Annotated in this window: 16 protein-coding genes; 6 read left to right on the plus strand and 10 right to left on the minus strand. The window is 63.4% G+C overall.

Annotation, left to right across the window (positions count from 1 at the left end; all coding sequences use genetic code 11):
• From LOY34_RS23295 to mrcB, 4 genes are all read right to left on the minus strand, one after another.
• Positions 1-1,725: an acetolactate synthase 3 large subunit gene (locus LOY34_RS23295; protein ID WP_195885054.1), complete on the minus strand. Its 1,725-nt coding sequence runs from the start codon at positions 1,723-1,725 to the stop codon at positions 1-3.
• A 422-nt stretch (positions 1,726-2,147) separates the two neighbouring features.
• The gene (locus LOY34_RS23300) at positions 2,148-2,477 is read right to left on the minus strand and encodes a YqcC family protein (protein WP_045199670.1); all 330 of its coding nucleotides are present in this window, start codon (positions 2,475-2,477) and stop codon (positions 2,148-2,150) included.
• Positions 2,477-3,238 (minus strand): hypothetical protein, encoded by a 762-nt coding sequence (locus LOY34_RS23305; RefSeq protein WP_195885055.1) that lies wholly within the window; start codon positions 3,236-3,238, stop codon positions 2,477-2,479. Before LOY34_RS23305 ends, LOY34_RS23300 begins: the two co-directional genes overlap by 1 nt.
• Positions 3,239-3,262: 24 nt before the next feature.
• Positions 3,263-5,584: a penicillin-binding protein 1B gene (gene mrcB / locus LOY34_RS23310; protein ID WP_123565187.1), complete on the minus strand. Its 2,322-nt coding sequence runs from the start codon at positions 5,582-5,584 to the stop codon at positions 3,263-3,265.
• A gap of 115 nt (positions 5,585-5,699) precedes the next feature.
• On the opposite strand from mrcB, the gene LOY34_RS23315 reads away from it, so the two are divergent.
• From LOY34_RS23315 to LOY34_RS23325, 3 genes are all read left to right on the plus strand, one after another.
• Complete coding sequence (locus LOY34_RS23315; RefSeq protein WP_195885056.1) at positions 5,700-7,262, plus strand: bifunctional aminoglycoside phosphotransferase/ATP-binding protein; 1,563 nt, start codon at positions 5,700-5,702, stop codon at positions 7,260-7,262.
• A gap of 103 nt (positions 7,263-7,365) precedes the next feature.
• Positions 7,366-7,710, plus strand: coding sequence for a pentapeptide repeat-containing protein (locus LOY34_RS23320; protein WP_045199678.1), 345 nt, complete (start codon positions 7,366-7,368; stop codon positions 7,708-7,710).
• A gap of 166 nt (positions 7,711-7,876) precedes the next feature.
• Complete coding sequence (locus LOY34_RS23325; protein ID WP_045199681.1) at positions 7,877-8,161, plus strand: TfoX/Sxy family protein; 285 nt, start codon at positions 7,877-7,879, stop codon at positions 8,159-8,161.
• Between the two features lie 169 nt (positions 8,162-8,330).
• Here LOY34_RS23325 and LOY34_RS23330 read toward each other — a convergent pair whose 3' ends face one another.
• Genes LOY34_RS23330 through LOY34_RS23345 form a run of 4 tightly spaced genes read right to left on the minus strand, consistent with a single transcriptional unit; the run spans position 8,331 to position 11,906 of the window.
• The gene (locus LOY34_RS23330; RefSeq protein WP_195885057.1) at positions 8,331-9,227 is read right to left on the minus strand and encodes a ChaN family lipoprotein; all 897 of its coding nucleotides are present in this window, start codon (positions 9,225-9,227) and stop codon (positions 8,331-8,333) included.
• An 11-nt stretch (positions 9,228-9,238) separates the two neighbouring features.
• Positions 9,239-10,006 (minus strand): heme ABC transporter ATP-binding protein, encoded by a 768-nt coding sequence (locus tag LOY34_RS23335; protein ID WP_195885058.1) that lies wholly within the window; start codon positions 10,004-10,006, stop codon positions 9,239-9,241.
• Positions 10,006-10,989 (minus strand): iron ABC transporter permease, encoded by a 984-nt coding sequence (locus LOY34_RS23340; protein WP_176794317.1) that lies wholly within the window; start codon positions 10,987-10,989, stop codon positions 10,006-10,008. Before LOY34_RS23340 ends, LOY34_RS23335 begins: the two co-directional genes overlap by 1 nt.
• Positions 10,990-11,039: 50 nt before the next feature.
• Positions 11,040-11,906 carry a hemin ABC transporter substrate-binding protein gene (locus LOY34_RS23345; protein ID WP_195885059.1) on the minus strand — a complete coding sequence of 289 codons (867 nt, stop codon included), beginning with the start codon at positions 11,904-11,906 and terminating at the stop codon, positions 11,040-11,042.
• Positions 11,907-12,059: 153 nt separating this feature from the next.
• On the opposite strand from LOY34_RS23345, the gene LOY34_RS23350 reads away from it, so the two are divergent.
• Positions 12,060-12,377, plus strand: coding sequence for a Rieske 2Fe-2S domain-containing protein (locus LOY34_RS23350; protein ID WP_045199691.1), 318 nt, complete (start codon positions 12,060-12,062; stop codon positions 12,375-12,377).
• Here LOY34_RS23350 and sfsA read toward each other — a convergent pair.
• Both sfsA and LOY34_RS23360 read right to left on the minus strand, forming a co-directional pair.
• A complete protein-coding gene (sfsA, locus tag LOY34_RS23355) occupies positions 12,367-13,080 on the minus strand; it encodes a DNA/RNA nuclease SfsA (RefSeq protein ID WP_195885060.1) in 714 nt (237 codons plus the stop codon). The genes LOY34_RS23350 and sfsA overlap by 11 nt on opposite strands.
• Positions 13,080-14,252, minus strand: coding sequence for a pyridoxal phosphate-dependent aminotransferase (locus LOY34_RS23360; RefSeq protein ID WP_045199695.1), 1,173 nt, complete (start codon positions 14,250-14,252; stop codon positions 13,080-13,082). Before LOY34_RS23360 ends, sfsA begins: the two co-directional genes overlap by 1 nt.
• A gap of 245 nt (positions 14,253-14,497) precedes the next feature.
• On the opposite strand from LOY34_RS23360, the gene dksA reads away from it, so the two are divergent.
• Positions 14,498-14,941, plus strand: coding sequence for an RNA polymerase-binding protein DksA (gene dksA / locus LOY34_RS23365; RefSeq protein WP_195885061.1), 444 nt, complete (start codon positions 14,498-14,500; stop codon positions 14,939-14,941).
• 61 nt (positions 14,942-15,002) lie between these two features.
• Positions 15,003-15,890, plus strand: coding sequence for a tRNA glutamyl-Q(34) synthetase GluQRS (gluQRS, locus tag LOY34_RS23370; protein ID WP_045199699.1), 888 nt, complete (start codon positions 15,003-15,005; stop codon positions 15,888-15,890).

Consider the following 15,890-nt stretch of genomic DNA (forward strand, 5'->3'; position numbering starts at 1 on the left):
TTAGGTACGCTCCGTCTTGCTCAGCCACATGTCGCGCATGGAGCCGTCTTTGATCTGCATCGGGTAGACGTGCTCGCTGTTGTCGACCTGGATATCGATGAACACCAGGCGGTCTTTCATGGCGAACGCTTCCTCGAGCTTGGGCTTGAGGTCTTTCAGGCTGGTGATGCGGATACCCACGTGACCATAGGCCTCGGCCAGCTTGACGAAGTCAGGCAGCGATTCCATGTAGGAGTGCGAGTGACGGCTGTTGTAGGCCATGTCCTGCCATTGGCGGACCATGCCCAAGACGCCGTTGTTCAGGTTGACGATCTTCACCGGCAGGTCGTACTGCAGGCAGGTCGACAGCTCCTGGATGTTCATCTGGATGCTGCCCTCGCCGGTAACGCAGGCAACGTCCTGGTCCGGGAAGTTCAACTTCACGCCCATGGCCGCCGGGAAACCGAAGCCCATGGTGCCCAGGCCGCCGGAGTTGATCCAGCGATTGGGCTTGTTGAAGCGGTAGTACTGCGCCGCGAACATCTGGTGCTGACCCACGTCGGAGGTAACAAAGGCATCGCCCTTGGTCACTTCGCAGAGGGTCTCGATCACGGTCTGCGGCTTGATCACGCTGCCGTCGCCCTTGTCGTAAGGGAACATGTCGCGATCGCCACGCCATTCTTCGATCTGCTTCCACCAGGCGTCCATGGCGGCTTTATCTGGCTGCTCGCCGATTTCGCGCAAGGTCGCGACCATTTCGCTCAGCACGCTCTCGACCGGGCCAACAATCGGCACGTCGGCCTTGATGGTCTTGGAGATCGACGCCGGGTCGATGTCGATGTGGATAACCTTGGCGTTCGGGCAGAACTTGGCCGGGCCGTTGACCACGCGGTCGTCGAAGCGCGCACCGACAGCGAAAATCACGTCAGCGTGGTGCATGGCCAGGTTGGCGGTGTAGCTGCCGTGCATGCCGAGCATGCCGAGGAACTGGCGATCGGTACCCGGATAGCCGCCCAGGCCCATCAAGGTATTGGTGACCGGCAGATTGAGCATCTGCGCAACTTCGGTCAGGGCTGCAGAGCCGCCGCCGAGGATCACACCGCCACCGGCATAGACCACTGGACGCTTGGCAGCCAGCAACATCTCGGCAGCCTTGCGGATCTGCCCCGAGTGGCCACGAACAGCCGGGCTGTAGGAACGCATCTTGACCTTTTTGGGGTAGACGTATTCGAACTTTTCCGCAGGATTGGTCATGTCTTTGGGGATATCGACCACGACCGGGCCCGGGCGACCGGATTGCGCCAGATAGAAAGCTTTTTTCAGGATTTCAGGAATTTCCGAAGCGTGTTTGATCATGAAGCTGTGCTTCACGATCGGCCGGGAAATACCGATCATGTCGGTTTCCTGGAAGGCATCGGTACCGACCATGGTGCTGGGCACCTGACCGGAGAGGATGACCATCGGAATGGAGTCCATGTACGCGGTGGCAATACCGGTGATGGCATTGGTCGCGCCAGGGCCCGAGGTCACCAGTACCACGCCGGCCTTGCCGGTGGCACGGGCGTAACCGTCCGCCATATGGGTTGCGGCCTGCTCGTGACGAACCAGGATGTGGCTTACTTCCGGTTCTTTGAACAGGGCATCGTAAACATGAAGGAGAGCACCACCAGGGTACCCGTAGATGTGCTTAACGCCTTCGTCACGCAAAAAGCGGACGACCATCTCAGCGCCAGATAAAAGCTCCACGTTGTTCACCTCTAAAACGCCAGAATACCGTCCACGGTGGACGGGTCTTAATAGGTTTACTGCCAAGCAGAGCATGAGCGACGAAATCGCCGACTACGTCAGCACTGACTGAGCAAGTATTGGGAGCGCCCCAAAGTGTTGCGGGGTTTTCCCACCCAGCGCGAGGTAACGCGTTGCGGGGTGTAACAGGTCGGCGCGGGTGTGCGCCTCATGATCTGCTTAGCGGGTCTGCTTCTGGCAGTCCCTCTACAGCGGAATCTGGATTCTTCTTTTTCGGCGCGCGCAAGTCAAGAAAAATTATTGCCAATTTCGCCCAAGGACTATCTACAGCCACCACTAATACCAGTGACAGCAGCAGAAATACTAATAATACAAACAAAAAGAGCCACAATCTGTGGCTCCAAGGGTGAAAAGAGGGAAATTCAGGCAGAAGGACTGATCAATTGGTCAAACTCTGCTAGCAGCCTGCGTAGCTCGCGGCTTTGCTCCGGGCGGTCGACGTATACCGTTTCAGCCATGACCAGGATCCCGGAGGCATTTGGCAGCGCCAGTCCGTTCTCGAGAATCACTTTCATTCTTGGCAGGAAAATCCACTGCAGCCACTGATCGAAGTTCATGCTGTCGACCGCAAAGGGCACTGTGCTCGCCAGCGCCTCGGGGCTTGGCGGCTGCTCGCTCCACCAGCCCTGGACGTGCAGCTCGCGCTCGATCAACAGCAGGTGATCGGCGATATCGAGGATGCGTTGATCCATTACAGGTTGACCTGGGCTTTCTGCCGGGCCAGCGCTGCACCGGCCGAGTCACCCTGCTTTTCGCGCGACTGGGCAATGATGTTCCACAGCCCGGCCTGCAGGTCGGGGCGACCGTTGGCGTAGGTCAGGGCGCGGCGCGCCAGTTGCTCGGATTGAGCGGCATCGCCCTGGGCCAGGCGTACCTGGGCCAGACGGTAAAGCACCTGCGGCTCACGCGGGGCAATGCGCTGGGCACGCTCCAGGCTCGACGAAGCGCCGTTGTAGTCGCCGCCGCTCTGCTGTTGCTGGGCGGTGGTCAGCAGCGCCAGCACCGGGCCGTCGAGCTGTTCGTCAGCCGACAGGCCACCGCTGGCAGCGCTGGAGCGCGGAATGCCGCTCGGCGCACTCGGCGCGCTGGTGCTCGGCATGGTGTAGCTGCCGGCGTTGGTCGCGCTGCTGTCGAACGGCGTCGTACTGCTCGGGCCCGGAGTAATGGGGCCGGTGCTGATCGGCGCGGCGCCGGTGGCCGCCGGGAAGGTCTGGATCGGTGCGGCGCCGGAACCCTGCGGGACCATGACCATCACCCCGGAGTCCTGCGGCACGGCTTGCGCCTGGCGCGTACCGTTATTGACCTGCGCCGGCGCGCCACGGTTGGCCGTAACCCGCTCGCTGTTGGAGACCCGGGTACTGGAGTCGACCACGGGAATGGAGCCGCGCGGATTGCTGGCGCAGCCATTGAGCAAAGCCAGCGCCGTCAAGGCTGGAAACCACCACTTGTTCACTGCACACCCTCTCTAGGCTAATGCTTAATTCATCCAACCCTTGACCCAGTCCATGACGGACTCGGCAGGATCCGGCTCACCACCACAGGCGGCTCCGGCCGGCGGTTCACTTCCGCGAATATACGGCATCTGCACGGCGCCCGGGCAACTGGCGTCCGAGCCCTGGCCGCTATGCGGATCGATCCAGGCCTGCACCACGTTGTCGGGCAGCGGCATGTCCAGTGGCAGCGGGTCGGCCTTGCGCATGAAACTGGTCCAGACCTGCAGCGCACCGGTGGCTCCGGTAAATGGCGTTTTACCGTTGTCGTCACGCCCCAGCCACACCACTGCCAGCAAATCCTGGCTGAAGCCTGCGAACCAGCTGTCGCGAGAATCGTTACTGGTACCGGTCTTGCCCGCCAGGTTCAACGAGCTTGGCAGCACACTGTAGACCGAACGCCCGGTACCTTCGCGCATGACCCGCTGCATGGCGTTCTGCACCAGATAAATGGCGCCCGGATCGAAGGTTTGCTGGATCTGGAACGGATAGCGCTTGAGCGGCTCGCCTTCGGCGGTGAGCACGCTGCGAATACCGCGCATCGGCGTGTTGAAGCCGCCATTGGCCAGGGTCTGGTACATGGTTGCGACTTGCATCGGCGACATGCCGCCGGCGCCGAGCATCATCGACGGGAACGCCGGCCAGTCGACGTTGACGCCCAGCCGGCCGATGGTTTTCAGTACGTTCGGCACGCCCAGTTCCAGGCCGAGCTTGGCGGTCGACAGGTTGTAGGAGTTGGCCAGGCCCTGATACAGATAAATGGTGCCGTGGGAACGACGGTCGTAGTTCTGCGGCTTCCACACCTGGCCATCGGCGCCTTTGACCGAGAACGGCTCGTCCTGCACCCACGTGGTCAGGGTGTATTTGCTCGGTTTTTCCAGGGCGGTCAGGTACACCGCCGGCTTGACCAGCGAGCCGATCGGCCGTACCGCGTCGATCGCGCGGTTGAAGCCAGCAAAACCTGCCTGGCGGCTACCGATCAGGGCCTGGACTTCGCCGGTCTCCGGGTTGGTCACAACCATCGCCGCTTCGACTTCATCGGCGCCCTTGCGCCCGGCCAGACGCTTGAAGGTCTCGCCCATGGCCGCTTCGGATTTCATCTGCAGGATCGGATCGAAGCTGGTGAAGATGCGCAGGCCTTCTTCGGTCAAGTCTTCGTCACGATAGTCCTGGCGCAGCTGGCGTTTGACCAGGTCGAGGAAGCCCGGGTAGGAGCTGTCGGCCAGGCTGCCGCGCTTGGTCACACCCAGTGGCATTTTCTTCGCTGCTTCCACCGCTTCCGGGGTGGCCACGCCCTGTTCGGCCAGCAGGTCGAGCACCAGGTTACGCCGCACCGTCGCCCGCTCCGGGTAGCGCCGCGGGTTGTAATAGGAAGGGCCCTTGACCATGCCGACCAGCAAGGCGATCTGGTGCAGCTTGAGCTCCGACAGCGGCTGGCTGAAGAAGAACTGGCTGGCCAGGCCGAAGCCGTGCACCGCACGCTGGCCGTCCTGGCCGACGAACACTTCGTTGAGGTAGGCCTCGAGGATTTCGCGCTTGTCGTAATGCAGCTCAAGCAGCAGGGCCATCATCGCTTCATTGAGCTTGCGGCTGAGGCTGCGTTCGTTGGTCAGGTAGAAGTTCTTCACCAACTGCTGGGTCAGGGTACTGCCGCCCTGGCGCATGGCGCCGGACGAGGTGTTGACCCACACTGCCCGGGCAATCGACTTGGGCGACACGCCGAAGTGGTGATAGAAGTCGCGATCTTCCACGGCCACCAGGGTTTCCAGCAGGTACGGCGGCACCTGGTCGATCTTGATCAGGATGCGGTCTTCGAGGTTTTTCGGGTACAGGCCGCCGATCAGCAGCGGCTCGAGGCGCACCACGTCGAGTTTCGAGCCGTTGGCGCCACTGAGCCCGGCAACATAGTCGCCAGAGAAGCGCACGCGCACCGCTTGTGCGCTTTCCATGCCTTCATAGAACTGGAAGCCACGGGTGTTGAGGTCGACGGTATTGCCGTTGACCGCCGCCGCACCCGGGCCATTGGCGACGCTTTCACGGCGATAGCCGAGGGCATCGAGCTCGATGAGGAAGTCGGCCTTGCTCAGCTTCTGGCCGACGAACAGTTCCAGCGGCCGGGCATACACCTTGGCCGGGATGGTCCAGCGCTTGCCGGAGAATTTCTCCTGGACCACGGCATCGAGGTAAATGGCATAGCCCGCCACCAGCACAAGGCCGACCAGGCTGAGCTTCAAGGCCCAGCCCAGCCAGGCACGCGAGCGGCCAGACGGGCGTTTTTTAGCGGTACGGGGGGATCGGGATCGAGTCATGGCGGCGGATTATACGCACTTTATCAATCATCGACAGGCGCCCTCCGGCGGTTTGCACCAGCCCCGCTTGCGGCCATAATGGCCGATTCGAATCTCCGACCCAGAAGGATCGCCCGTGAGCCAAGCCTTGATCACAGCCCTGCAGAATCCCGCCCTGTTCCCTCACCCGGTGAAGGCATTTCAGGTCATCGAGACGCATATCTCCTGGGTGCTGCTCACCGGTGACTATGCCTACAAGATCAAGAAGCCGATGAACTTCGGTTTCCTCGATTTTACCGAGCTGTCCCAGCGGGCACACTTCTGCGCCGAAGAGCTGCGCCTGAACCAGCGCCTGACCGAAGGCCTGTACCTGGAAGTACTGCCGATCACCGGCAGCGCCGAAGCGCCCCAACTGGGCGGCGAAGGCGAGCCGATCGAATACGCGCTGAAAATGCGCCAGTTCCCCCAGAGCCATATGCTCAGCACCCTGCAGGCCAACAGCGAACTGACCGCCGCGCACATCGACCAGATGGCCGAGCAGATCGCCCGCTTCCACCTGGCCGCGCCAAAAGTTGCCGTCGAGCATCCGCTGGGCACGCCGGACAGCGTCATGGCCCCGGTCGAGCAGAACTTCGAGCAGATTCGCCCGTTCCTTTCCGACAAGGCCGACCTGCAGCAGCTCGATGCCCTGCAAGCCTGGGCCCAGGACAGCTTCAAGCGCCTGCATGGCCTGCTCGAGCAGCGCAAGGCCGAAGGTTTCATTCGCGAATGCCACGGTGACATCCATCTGGGCAACGCCACCCTGATCGATGGCAAGGTGGTGATTTTCGACTGCATTGAATTCAACGAGCCGTTCCGCCTGACCGACGTCTACGCCGATGCCGCGTTCCTGGCCATGGACCTCGAAGACCGCGGGCTGAAATCGCTGTCGCGCCGCTTCGTCAGCCAGTACCTGGAACTCACCGGTGACTACGCCGGCCTGGAACTGCTGAACTTCTACAAGGCCTACCGCGCCTTGGTCCGGGCCAAGGTCGCCCTGTTCAGCATGCCGGCCAACGCCGATGCGGTGCAGCGCGCCACTACCCTGCGCACCTACCGCAACTATGCCAACCTGGCGGAAAGCTACAGCGCCATCCCTTCGCGCTTTTTGGCCATCACCCATGGTGTGTCTGCAGTCGGCAAGAGCCACGTGGCCATGCGCCTGGTCGACGCCCTGGGCGCCATTCGCCTGCGTTCGGACGTCGAGCGCAAGCGTATGTTCGGTGAGCAAGCCAGCGCCAATGCCGGTCAGTTGCAAGCCGGCATCTATAGCGAAGACGCCAGCCAGGCCACCTACCAGCGTCTGCACCAGCTGGCCGAAACCATCCTGCGTGCTGGCTTCCCGGTAGTTATCGACGCCACCTACCTCAAGCACGAGCAGCGCCAGGCCGCCGCCGGCGTTGCCAGCGAAACCGGCGTGCCGTTCCTGATCCTCGACTGCAACGCCCCGGATGCGGTGATCGCTAGCTGGCTGGCCCAGCGTCAGGCCGATCAGAACGATCCGTCGGATGCCACCCTGGACGTGGTCAAGGCGCAACAGGCCAGCCGTGATCCGCTCAGCGCCGAAGAGCTGCTGCAAAGCAAGCGCGTGGAAACCAACGAAAGTGGCAGCCTCGACCTGTTGGTCAAGCAGATCCGCCAGCGCCTGCCCGGGCTCTGATACCACCCAGGACGTGAAGCAGTCGACAGTTCACGCCTGATTCCGGGCGCCCCTTGGTGATGGCACTATAGTATCACCACAAGTGCAAACAAGGAGGCGCCTCATGAATCAGCCACGGCAACTGGACAGCGCGCTGTATGCGCTGGTGCATGACGAACAGATCGCCAGTTTCAATCGCGAGAAACCCAAGGATGGCACCGTCGACTTTCGTGGCGGCGATTTTCGCGGGCTCGACCTGCGCGAGCTGGACACCACCGGCATCGACTTCACCGATGCTTACTTTCGCGCCTCCGACCTGCGCGGCCTGGACCTGCGTCACAACGGCCTGGAAGGCGCAAGCCTGGCCCATGCACAGATTTCCGGCACCTACTTTCCCAGCGAACTGAGCGCCGACGAGATTCTCATGTCGGTCAACTTCGGCACCCGCCTGCGCTACCGCACACGCTGACAGCAACCTTCGAAACCCCCGCCGGCCGTGGCCTGGCGGGGGCTTTCGGCTACCCGTCGGCACATGGATGGCAAAACGCCGCGTATTTCCCAAGTGCCGCTACACTGCTCATTGACCTGCCGCGATTACTAAATCAAGACCCGTTCAGCCGTCGCAAGGAGGCTTGATGAACGATGAACTCCAGCATCTGAAAAACCTTGGCAAGACTTCTGCGCAGTGGCTGCATGCGGTCGGCATTCACAGTGCTTCGGATCTACGCCGGCTGGGTGCGGTCAACGCCTACAAGGCCGTCCGTACCCGGGGTTTCCGGGCCTCGAAGGTGCTGCTGTACGCGATTGAAGGCGCCTTGCTTGATGTGCACTGGAACGATATTCCGGCTGAACGCAAGGAAGCCCTGAACCAGCAACTCGACGGCAAAATTGCCGTACAGAAAAATAATCGGGAATTTTGAATCACGACGCTTGACTACGAAATGAGAATCGTTATGATTATCACAACTGGTCGCGAGACTGGTTGGGTAACCTGAAAGCCCCTGGTTCGGACTCTCAGATTATCTCCTCATCAGGCTAATCACGGTTATTGACCCGGCACTTTGCCGGGTCTTTTTTTGCCTGGGCTTTTTACTCGCCCTTACGCATCTGCGCGCAGTAGTCCTGCTCCGGCAAAGCCGGGGTGTACCAGACATAATCAGCCATCTGCGCATCAACCCCCTGCCCCACTTCGGCGAGCATCAACACCTGCGTGCCGGCTTCGGCGCCCAGGTCGGCCAAATGCAAGGGCACGCCGATGTCCTTGCGCACGTGATAGCCACCGGCTAACAGCAACGCTGGCTGTGGCGCGGCCAGCAGGCGCTCGGCCATACGCCGGTCGCGCTGTTGCTGAACCGCCAGCATCGCCGGCAACTGGCTTTCGGGCAGCAGGCCGCAATGGGACTCCCGGACTTGCTCCAGCAGCACGGCCCGGACCTTGGCGGCGGTCGAGCGCTCACCTTTCAAGGGTGGCGGCTGGCGATAGAGGCTGCGCACCTCGTCGGTGTCGAGGTTGGCGGCCAGCAACGGGTAAGGCTGGCCCAGGGCCTCACGGACAATCGGCCCGTACAGGGCCCAATCCCAGCCTTGCTGCCAGCCAAGCGCCAGCGGCAGATCGGCCGGCAAGGCCTGCTGCTTCAGCGCATCGACCTTGGCTTGCTGCACCGGCTGCAGCATCTCCAGCAGCAGGCTGCCCTGCGACCGTTGCCCCGGCAGGGCGCGCAGCAGCCACAACTGCAGGGCATGGTGGTCGGGGTTGTCGTGTTTCTCGCCTACCAGCAGCCGCGGCGCCTGCGCCAGCCGCTCCAGCAGTTGCGCGGGCGTCAACAGGCGCCCGCTGCTCAGCTCACGGATCTGCCCAAGCTCGGCATGATCGCGGCCTTCGGGGCTTTGCCAGGCGGGCAATGGCGGTACTTCGGCCCGGGACTGGCAGCCGGCGAGCCCCCAGACCAGCAACAGCAACAATGCGGGCAAGCGGGGACAACGCATGGGCGGTACTCCTAACGGGCAATGATCAGCGGGTGCCCCCGCTCGGGGTGAGGCTGGACCAGCACATCGATGCCGAACACCGCCTTGAGCGAATCGGGGCGCAATACCTGCTGCGGGGTATCCAGGGCATGGCTGCGGCCCTGTTCGAGCAAGAGGATACGATCACAGTAGCGTGCCGCCAGGTTCAGGTCATGGAGGATGACCATCACCGCGGCGCCGCGATCGGCGAATTCGCGCACCGCTTGCAAGGTGGTGTGCTGGTGCAGCGGGTCGAGCATCGAGGTCGGCTCGTCGAGCAGCAGGATGCGCCCGTCTTCGCCTGGCCACAGCTGCGCCAGCACCCGCGCCAGGTGCACGCGCTGACGCTCGCCACCAGAGAGCGCCAGATAGCTGCGCCCGAGCAGGTGGCCGGCATCGGCCGCCTGTAGGGCCGCGTCGATGATCTGCTGGTCGCGCTCAAGACCGGTTTTATGCGGCAAGCGACCCATGCCGACCACTTCTTCGACCTTGAAGGCAAAGCCCAGACTGGACACCTGCGGCAGCACCGCCAGGCGCTGGGCCCGCTGCTGCCCGGGCCAGTCGCACAGCCCGCGGTCATCCAGGCTCACCCGTCCGTGGCTGGGATTCAACTCACCGCACATCACCCCGAGCAGGCTGCTTTTACCGGCACCGTTGGGGCCCAGCACGCCCAGTACCTGGCCGGGCTGCAGGGCCAGGCTGATATCGCAGAGGACCTGGTTTTCGCCACGGCGCAGCGACAGGTTTTCGACACACAGCATCAGGCACGCCCCCGCAACAGCAGATAGAGGAAGAACGGCGCACCGATGAACGCGGTAACGATACCGATCGGCAGCTCCGCAGGTGCCAGCGCCAAGCGCGCGATCAGGTCGGCGAACAGCAACAGCGAGGCCCCGGCCAACAAAGATGCCGGCAGCAATACGCGGTGGTCCGGCCCGGCCAGCAAACGCACCAGGTGCGGTACCACCAGGCCGATAAAGCCGATCAGCCCCGCCGCCGCGACTGCCGCGCCCACCCCCAGCGCCGTGCAGAACACCAGTTCGCGCTTGAGCTTCTCGACCTCGATGCCCAGGTGGCGGGCTTCAGACTCGCCCAGCAACAAAGCATTCAAGGCCTGGGCCCGGCGTGGCAGCCACAGCGAGACCCCCACGGTCACCAGCACCAGCGGCCACAGGCGCTGGTAACTGGCGCCATTGAGGCTGCCCAGGTTCCAGAACGTCAGGGTGCGCAAGGTGGCGTCATCGGCCAGGTAAGTGAACAGCCCTACCGCCGCGCCGGCCAGGGCGGTCAAGGCGATGCCGGCAAGGAGCATGGTCGCCACGTTGGTCTGGCCATCGCGCCGGCCCAGGCGATACACCAGCGCCGTCACCCCCAGGCCACCCAGAAATGCACACAGCGATAACAGATAAGGGCCGAAGGCCTCGGGAATACCGCCCATCCACGAGCCGCCGACAATCGCCACTGCCGCACCGAGCGCGGCCCCCGCAGACACCCCGACCAGGCCGGGGTCGGCCAGCGGGTTGCGAAACAGCCCCTGCATCGCCACCCCGGACAGCGCCAGCACGGCACCCACGGCCAACCCCAGCAGGGTCCGTGGCAAGCGGATCTGGCCGAGGATCAGCTCGGCCTGCTCCAGCCCGTCGCCGGCCACCGGCAGCCCGATCAACCGGGCTCCGGCGCGCAGGGTATCGAACAACGGCAGGCTGACCGGCCCCAGCGCCAGCGACAACCAGATCGCCAACAGGCACAGCAGCGTCAGGGTGACGAACAGCGTGCGCGGCTTGACCAGCCGGTTCATTGCGCGGTCGGGTAAAAGGCGTGGGAAAGGTTCTGCAAGGTAACCGGTAGCCGCGGGCCGAGCCCCCCCACCAGCAAGGTCGGGTCCAGTTCGATCAGGCGTTTGTTACGGGCGGCGCGCGAAGCATTCAGGGCCGGGTTTTCCTTGAGCAGCGCCTGCAAGGCCTGCTCACCGCTGAGGCTGCGGTCGGCGAACACCAGCACATCCGGGTCAAGGGCTGCCAAGGCCTCGACAGAGAAGTTCTTGTAGCCTTCGTTATCTGCCAGGTTGCGCGCACCGGCCTGTTTGAGCAACCAGTCGCCAGCGGTGCCTTTGCCGGCGATCATCGGTTTGGAGCCGGCATGACCGACCAGCAGAATCACTCCGGGAGCGGCCTGGGTGGTTTGCAGTTGCTTGATCTTGCCCTGCAGCTCATCGAGTTGCTGGCGGTAGTCGGCGAACAGTTGCCGGGCTTGTTGCTCATTGCCGAGCAAGCGCCCCAGTTGCTGCAGGTTGCTTTCCACCGCACCCAGGTCGGCCTTGCTCGACAGCAGCTCGACCTTGACCCCGGCGCCGCGGATTTGCGCGAGCACCGGCGGCGGGCCCATTTCTTCGGTGCCCACCAGCACATCCGGACGCAGGCTCAGCACCCCTTCGGCGGAAAGCTGGCGCTGATAACCGATACTCGGCAAGGCCTTGAGCGATTGCGGATGCTGACTGGTGGTATCGACCCCGACCAGCTTCTGCTCGCCGCCCAGCGCCGCCACCCACTCGCTCAGTGCCCCACCGGCGCTGACCCAGCGCTGCGGCAAGGTGTCGGCCTGGGCCAGGGTGTTGAACACAAGACCGGCACACAGGGCGATCAGGCGGGCACGTGGGCGCATAACAGGCTTCCTTGAATGAGGAGGAGCGGCAATCCGGGTGGATAATGCCGGGGACGCACGGTATAAAGCGTCCGATACGGCTGATGCAGGCAATTTGATAATTATTTGCATTTGCACGTCAAGCCGTCACTGTGACTACGAGTAACCCTCACCATGCATTTTCTTTGTCATTCCGAGCACCTGGGCGAAGGCCAGAGCCGAGGCTTCAGTGTCAATGACCTGGGGATTTTCGCGGTCCGGCGTGCGGGCACAGTCTACCTGTACCGCAATCACTGCCCTCATCGTGGCATCCCCCTGAACTGGGAACCTGACGCCTTTCTCGACAGCAGCGCCAGCCTGATTGCCTGCGGGCGCCACGGCGCGCTGTTTCTGATCGAGTCCGGCGAATGCGTGGCCGGCCCTTGCGAGGGCGAGCAATTGACGGCCCTGAACTGTCGCGAAGACAGCCAGGGCATCTGGCTTATCGACTGAGCAACACCGGCAAAGGCCGATCGATATAAACCTGTCCGCCATCGATCCGCGTGCCGTAGGCAAGCACTTCGACGCCATCGGCCACCGCTGCGCGCAGGGCATCGGCATAGGCGCTGTCGATCTCGTCGGCCGGGCGTACGGCTTCGACCCCGCTGAGGTTCACACAATATAGCTGCACCGCGCGCACACCCTGGCGGGCCAGGGTCGCCAGCTCGCGCAGGTGCTTGGCACCGCGCTGGGTGACGGCGTCAGGGAAGGCGGCGACTGCCGAGTCGTCAAAGCCCAGGGTGACGCTCTTGACCTCGACATAGGCCGGCCCTTCGGCAAACTCCAGGCGAAAATCCACCCGGCTGCTCTCCTCGCCGTAAGCCACTTCGCGCTTGAGCCCGGTAAATCCGGCCAATTCGCTGATGACGCCAGCACGCAAGGCTTCTTCCACCAGCGCGTTGGCGCGCCCGGTGTTGACACAGGCCAGCCGCCCCTGCGGGGTTTCACTGATTTCCCAGGTGCCGGGCAGCTTGCGCTTGGGGTCGTTGGAGCGGCTGAACCAGACCTGGCCGCCCTCGACCATGCAATTGAACATCGAGCCGGTATTGGGGCAATGGATGGTCATTTGCTCGCCGCTGGCCAGCTCGATGTCAGCCAGGAAGCGCTTGTAGCGGCGCAGCAAACGTGCGGTTTCAAGGGGTGGAGAAAAGCGCATCAGCCTTGCCAGCTCCGTAGTCCGCGGGCAATCCGCTCGACCGCCTCCTGCAGGCGCGGCAAGCTCTGGGTGTAGGCAAAGCGCACATGGTGCCCGGCCTGGTGGCGACCGAAGTCCAGGCCCGGGGTGAAGGCCACGTGCTCGGTTTCGAGGAAGTGCCGGCAGAAGGCAAAGGCATCGCCGCCAAAGGCGCTGATGTCGGCGTACAGATAAAAGGCACCCTGTGGCTCTACGGCTATCTTGAAGCCCAGCTCACGCAAGGCCGGCAAGAGGAAATCGCGGCGGCGGGCGAACTCGGCCCGACGTTCTTCGAGAATCGCCAGGGTGCCAGGCTGGAAACACGCCAGGGCGGCATGCTGGGCCATGCTCGGGGCACTGATGTAGAGGTTCTGCGCCAGCTTTTCGAGATCAGCCACCGCAGCCGGTGGCGCCACCAGCCAGCCCAGGCGCCAGCCGGTCATGCCGAAATACTTGGAAAAACTATTCAGGACGAAGGCTTCGTCGTCGACTTCCAGCACGCTCGGTGCATCCATGCCGTAGGTCAGGCCGTGGTAGATCTCGTCCACCACCAAATGGCCGTTACGCGCGCGGGTGGCAGCCGAGAGGCTTGCCAGCTCATCGCGATCGAGCACCGTGCCGGTGGGGTTGGCAGGTGACGCCACCAGGGCGCCGACGGTGTCCTGGTCCCAGTAGCGCTCGACCAGGTCGGCGGTGAGTTGGTAATTGGCCTCGGGGCCGACCGGCACCAGTTGTGCGGCGCCTTCGACCAGGCGCAAAAAATGCCGGTTGCACGGGTAGCCGGGGTCGGCCAGCAGCCAGTGCTTGCCCGGGTCGACCAACAGGCTGGCGGCCAGCAGCAAGGCGCCGGAACCGCCCGGGGTGATGAGGATGCGCTGCGGGTCGATGCTCAGCCCGTAGCGCTGCTGGTAGAACCCGGCAATCGCTTCGCGCAGCGCCGGCAGCCCGCGGGCAGCGGTATAACGGGTATGCCCCTGGGCCAGTGCGGCCTGGCCGGCCTCGATGATCGGCGCGGCGGTGGTGAAATCCGGTTCGCCGATTTCCAGGTGGATCACGTCGCAGCCGCTCGCTTGCAGCTCGTTGGCGCGGGCCAGCAGGGCCATCACGTGGAAAGGTTCGATGGCGCGGCTGCGCGCACTGTAGGGCTGGGCCATTAGCCTTCTCTCAAAAGGGTCTAGAATAATGATTCTACCCACGCGCGGGGTCGAACGTGTGGCAAAAGCTGCGGTCCACTGCAAAGATCATCAAGGCCAGGTAGCGTTGCCCTGGCCTTGACAACCGGGAGTAGCGCACCCCGATTCGATCTGGTAAGTTCGGCGGCTCGCAGTCGCAGGGCCGGCGGGCGCCGGAGATGGAGCAGCCTGCGCAATGGATTAGAAAAGTGAGAGGCGGTCTATTCATGTCCACCCTAGAAAAGCAAAAAACTCAGACCATGTACGGTGTCGAGCCCTATCAGGTAACCAAGGGTGAAGAGTACATGGGCGATCCCATGCGCAAGCACTTCATCAAACTTCTGGGTGCCTGGAAGCAGGAGCTGATGACCAGTGTGGACCGGACTGTGGACCACATGAAGGACGAGGCGGCCAATTTCCCGGACCCCGCCGACCGCGCCAGCCAGGAAGAAGAATTTGCCCTTGAACTGCGCAACCGCGATCGCGAGCGCAAGCTGATCAAGAAAATCGACAAGACCCTGCAGAAGATCCAGGACGAAGAATACGGCTGGTGCGACGCCTGCGGCGTTGAAATCGGTCTTCGCCGACTGGAAGCCCGCCCTACCGCGGACCTGTGCTTTGACTGCAAGGAAATCGCGGAGAAGAAAGAAAAAACGGTCGGCAAAGGCTGATCCTTCTCCCATCCGAACGGGGCGCATCAGGCGCCCCGTTTCATTTTCATACCTGCTCGCCATGAACGACTCCCGCTACATCGGACGCTTCGCCCCCACGCCCAGTGGATTTCTGCACTTTGGTTCGCTGGTCGCGGCCCTGGCCTCGTGGCTGGATGCCCGGGCAGTCGGCGGCACCTGGCTGGTGCGCATGGAAGACATCGACCCGCCCCGCGAAGCTCCCGGCGCCCAGGCCGCCATTCTGCAAACCCTGGAAAGCTACGGCCTGGAATGGGACGGCGAGGTGGTCTACCAAAGCCAGCGCCACGCGGCCTATGCCGAAGTGCTCGAACGCCTGTTCCGCCAGGGCCTGGCCTACGCCTGCACCTGCTCGCGCAAGCAACTCGAAGGCTACAACGGCGTTTACCCGGGCCTGTGCCGCAATGCCGGGCATGCCTGCGAAGGCGCCGCCATCCGCGTGCGGGTGCCGGAGCTGGCCTACCATTTCGATGACCGCGTGCAGGGCCGTTTCGAACAGCACCTGGGCCGTGAGGTGGGTGACTTTGTCATTCGCCGTCGCGATGGCCTGTACGCTTATCAACTGGCGGTGGTGCTTGATGATGCCTGGCAGGGTGTGACCGATATCGTGCGCGGCGCCGACCTGCTGGATAACACCCCGCGCCAGCTGTACCTGCAGGAACTGCTGGGCCTGTCGCAGCCGCGTTACCTGCACGTGCCACTGATCGTGCAGCCTGACGGGCACAAGCTGGGCAAGTCCTACCGCTCGCCACCACTGGCCGCCGACCAGGCCACGCCCCTGCTGCTGCGCGCCCTGCGCGCACTGGGACAAAAGACCGAAGCAGGCATGGAGTACGGTACCCCGGGCGAAGTGCTGGCGCATGCCGCATTGCACTGGAACCCCGACGCCCTGCCCCGGCGCCTGAGCGTGCCCGAGGCCGATCTGCACTGA

Source organism: Pseudomonas sp. B21-009, from assembly GCF_024749345.1.
Taxonomy (GTDB): domain Bacteria; phylum Pseudomonadota; class Gammaproteobacteria; order Pseudomonadales; family Pseudomonadaceae; genus Aquipseudomonas.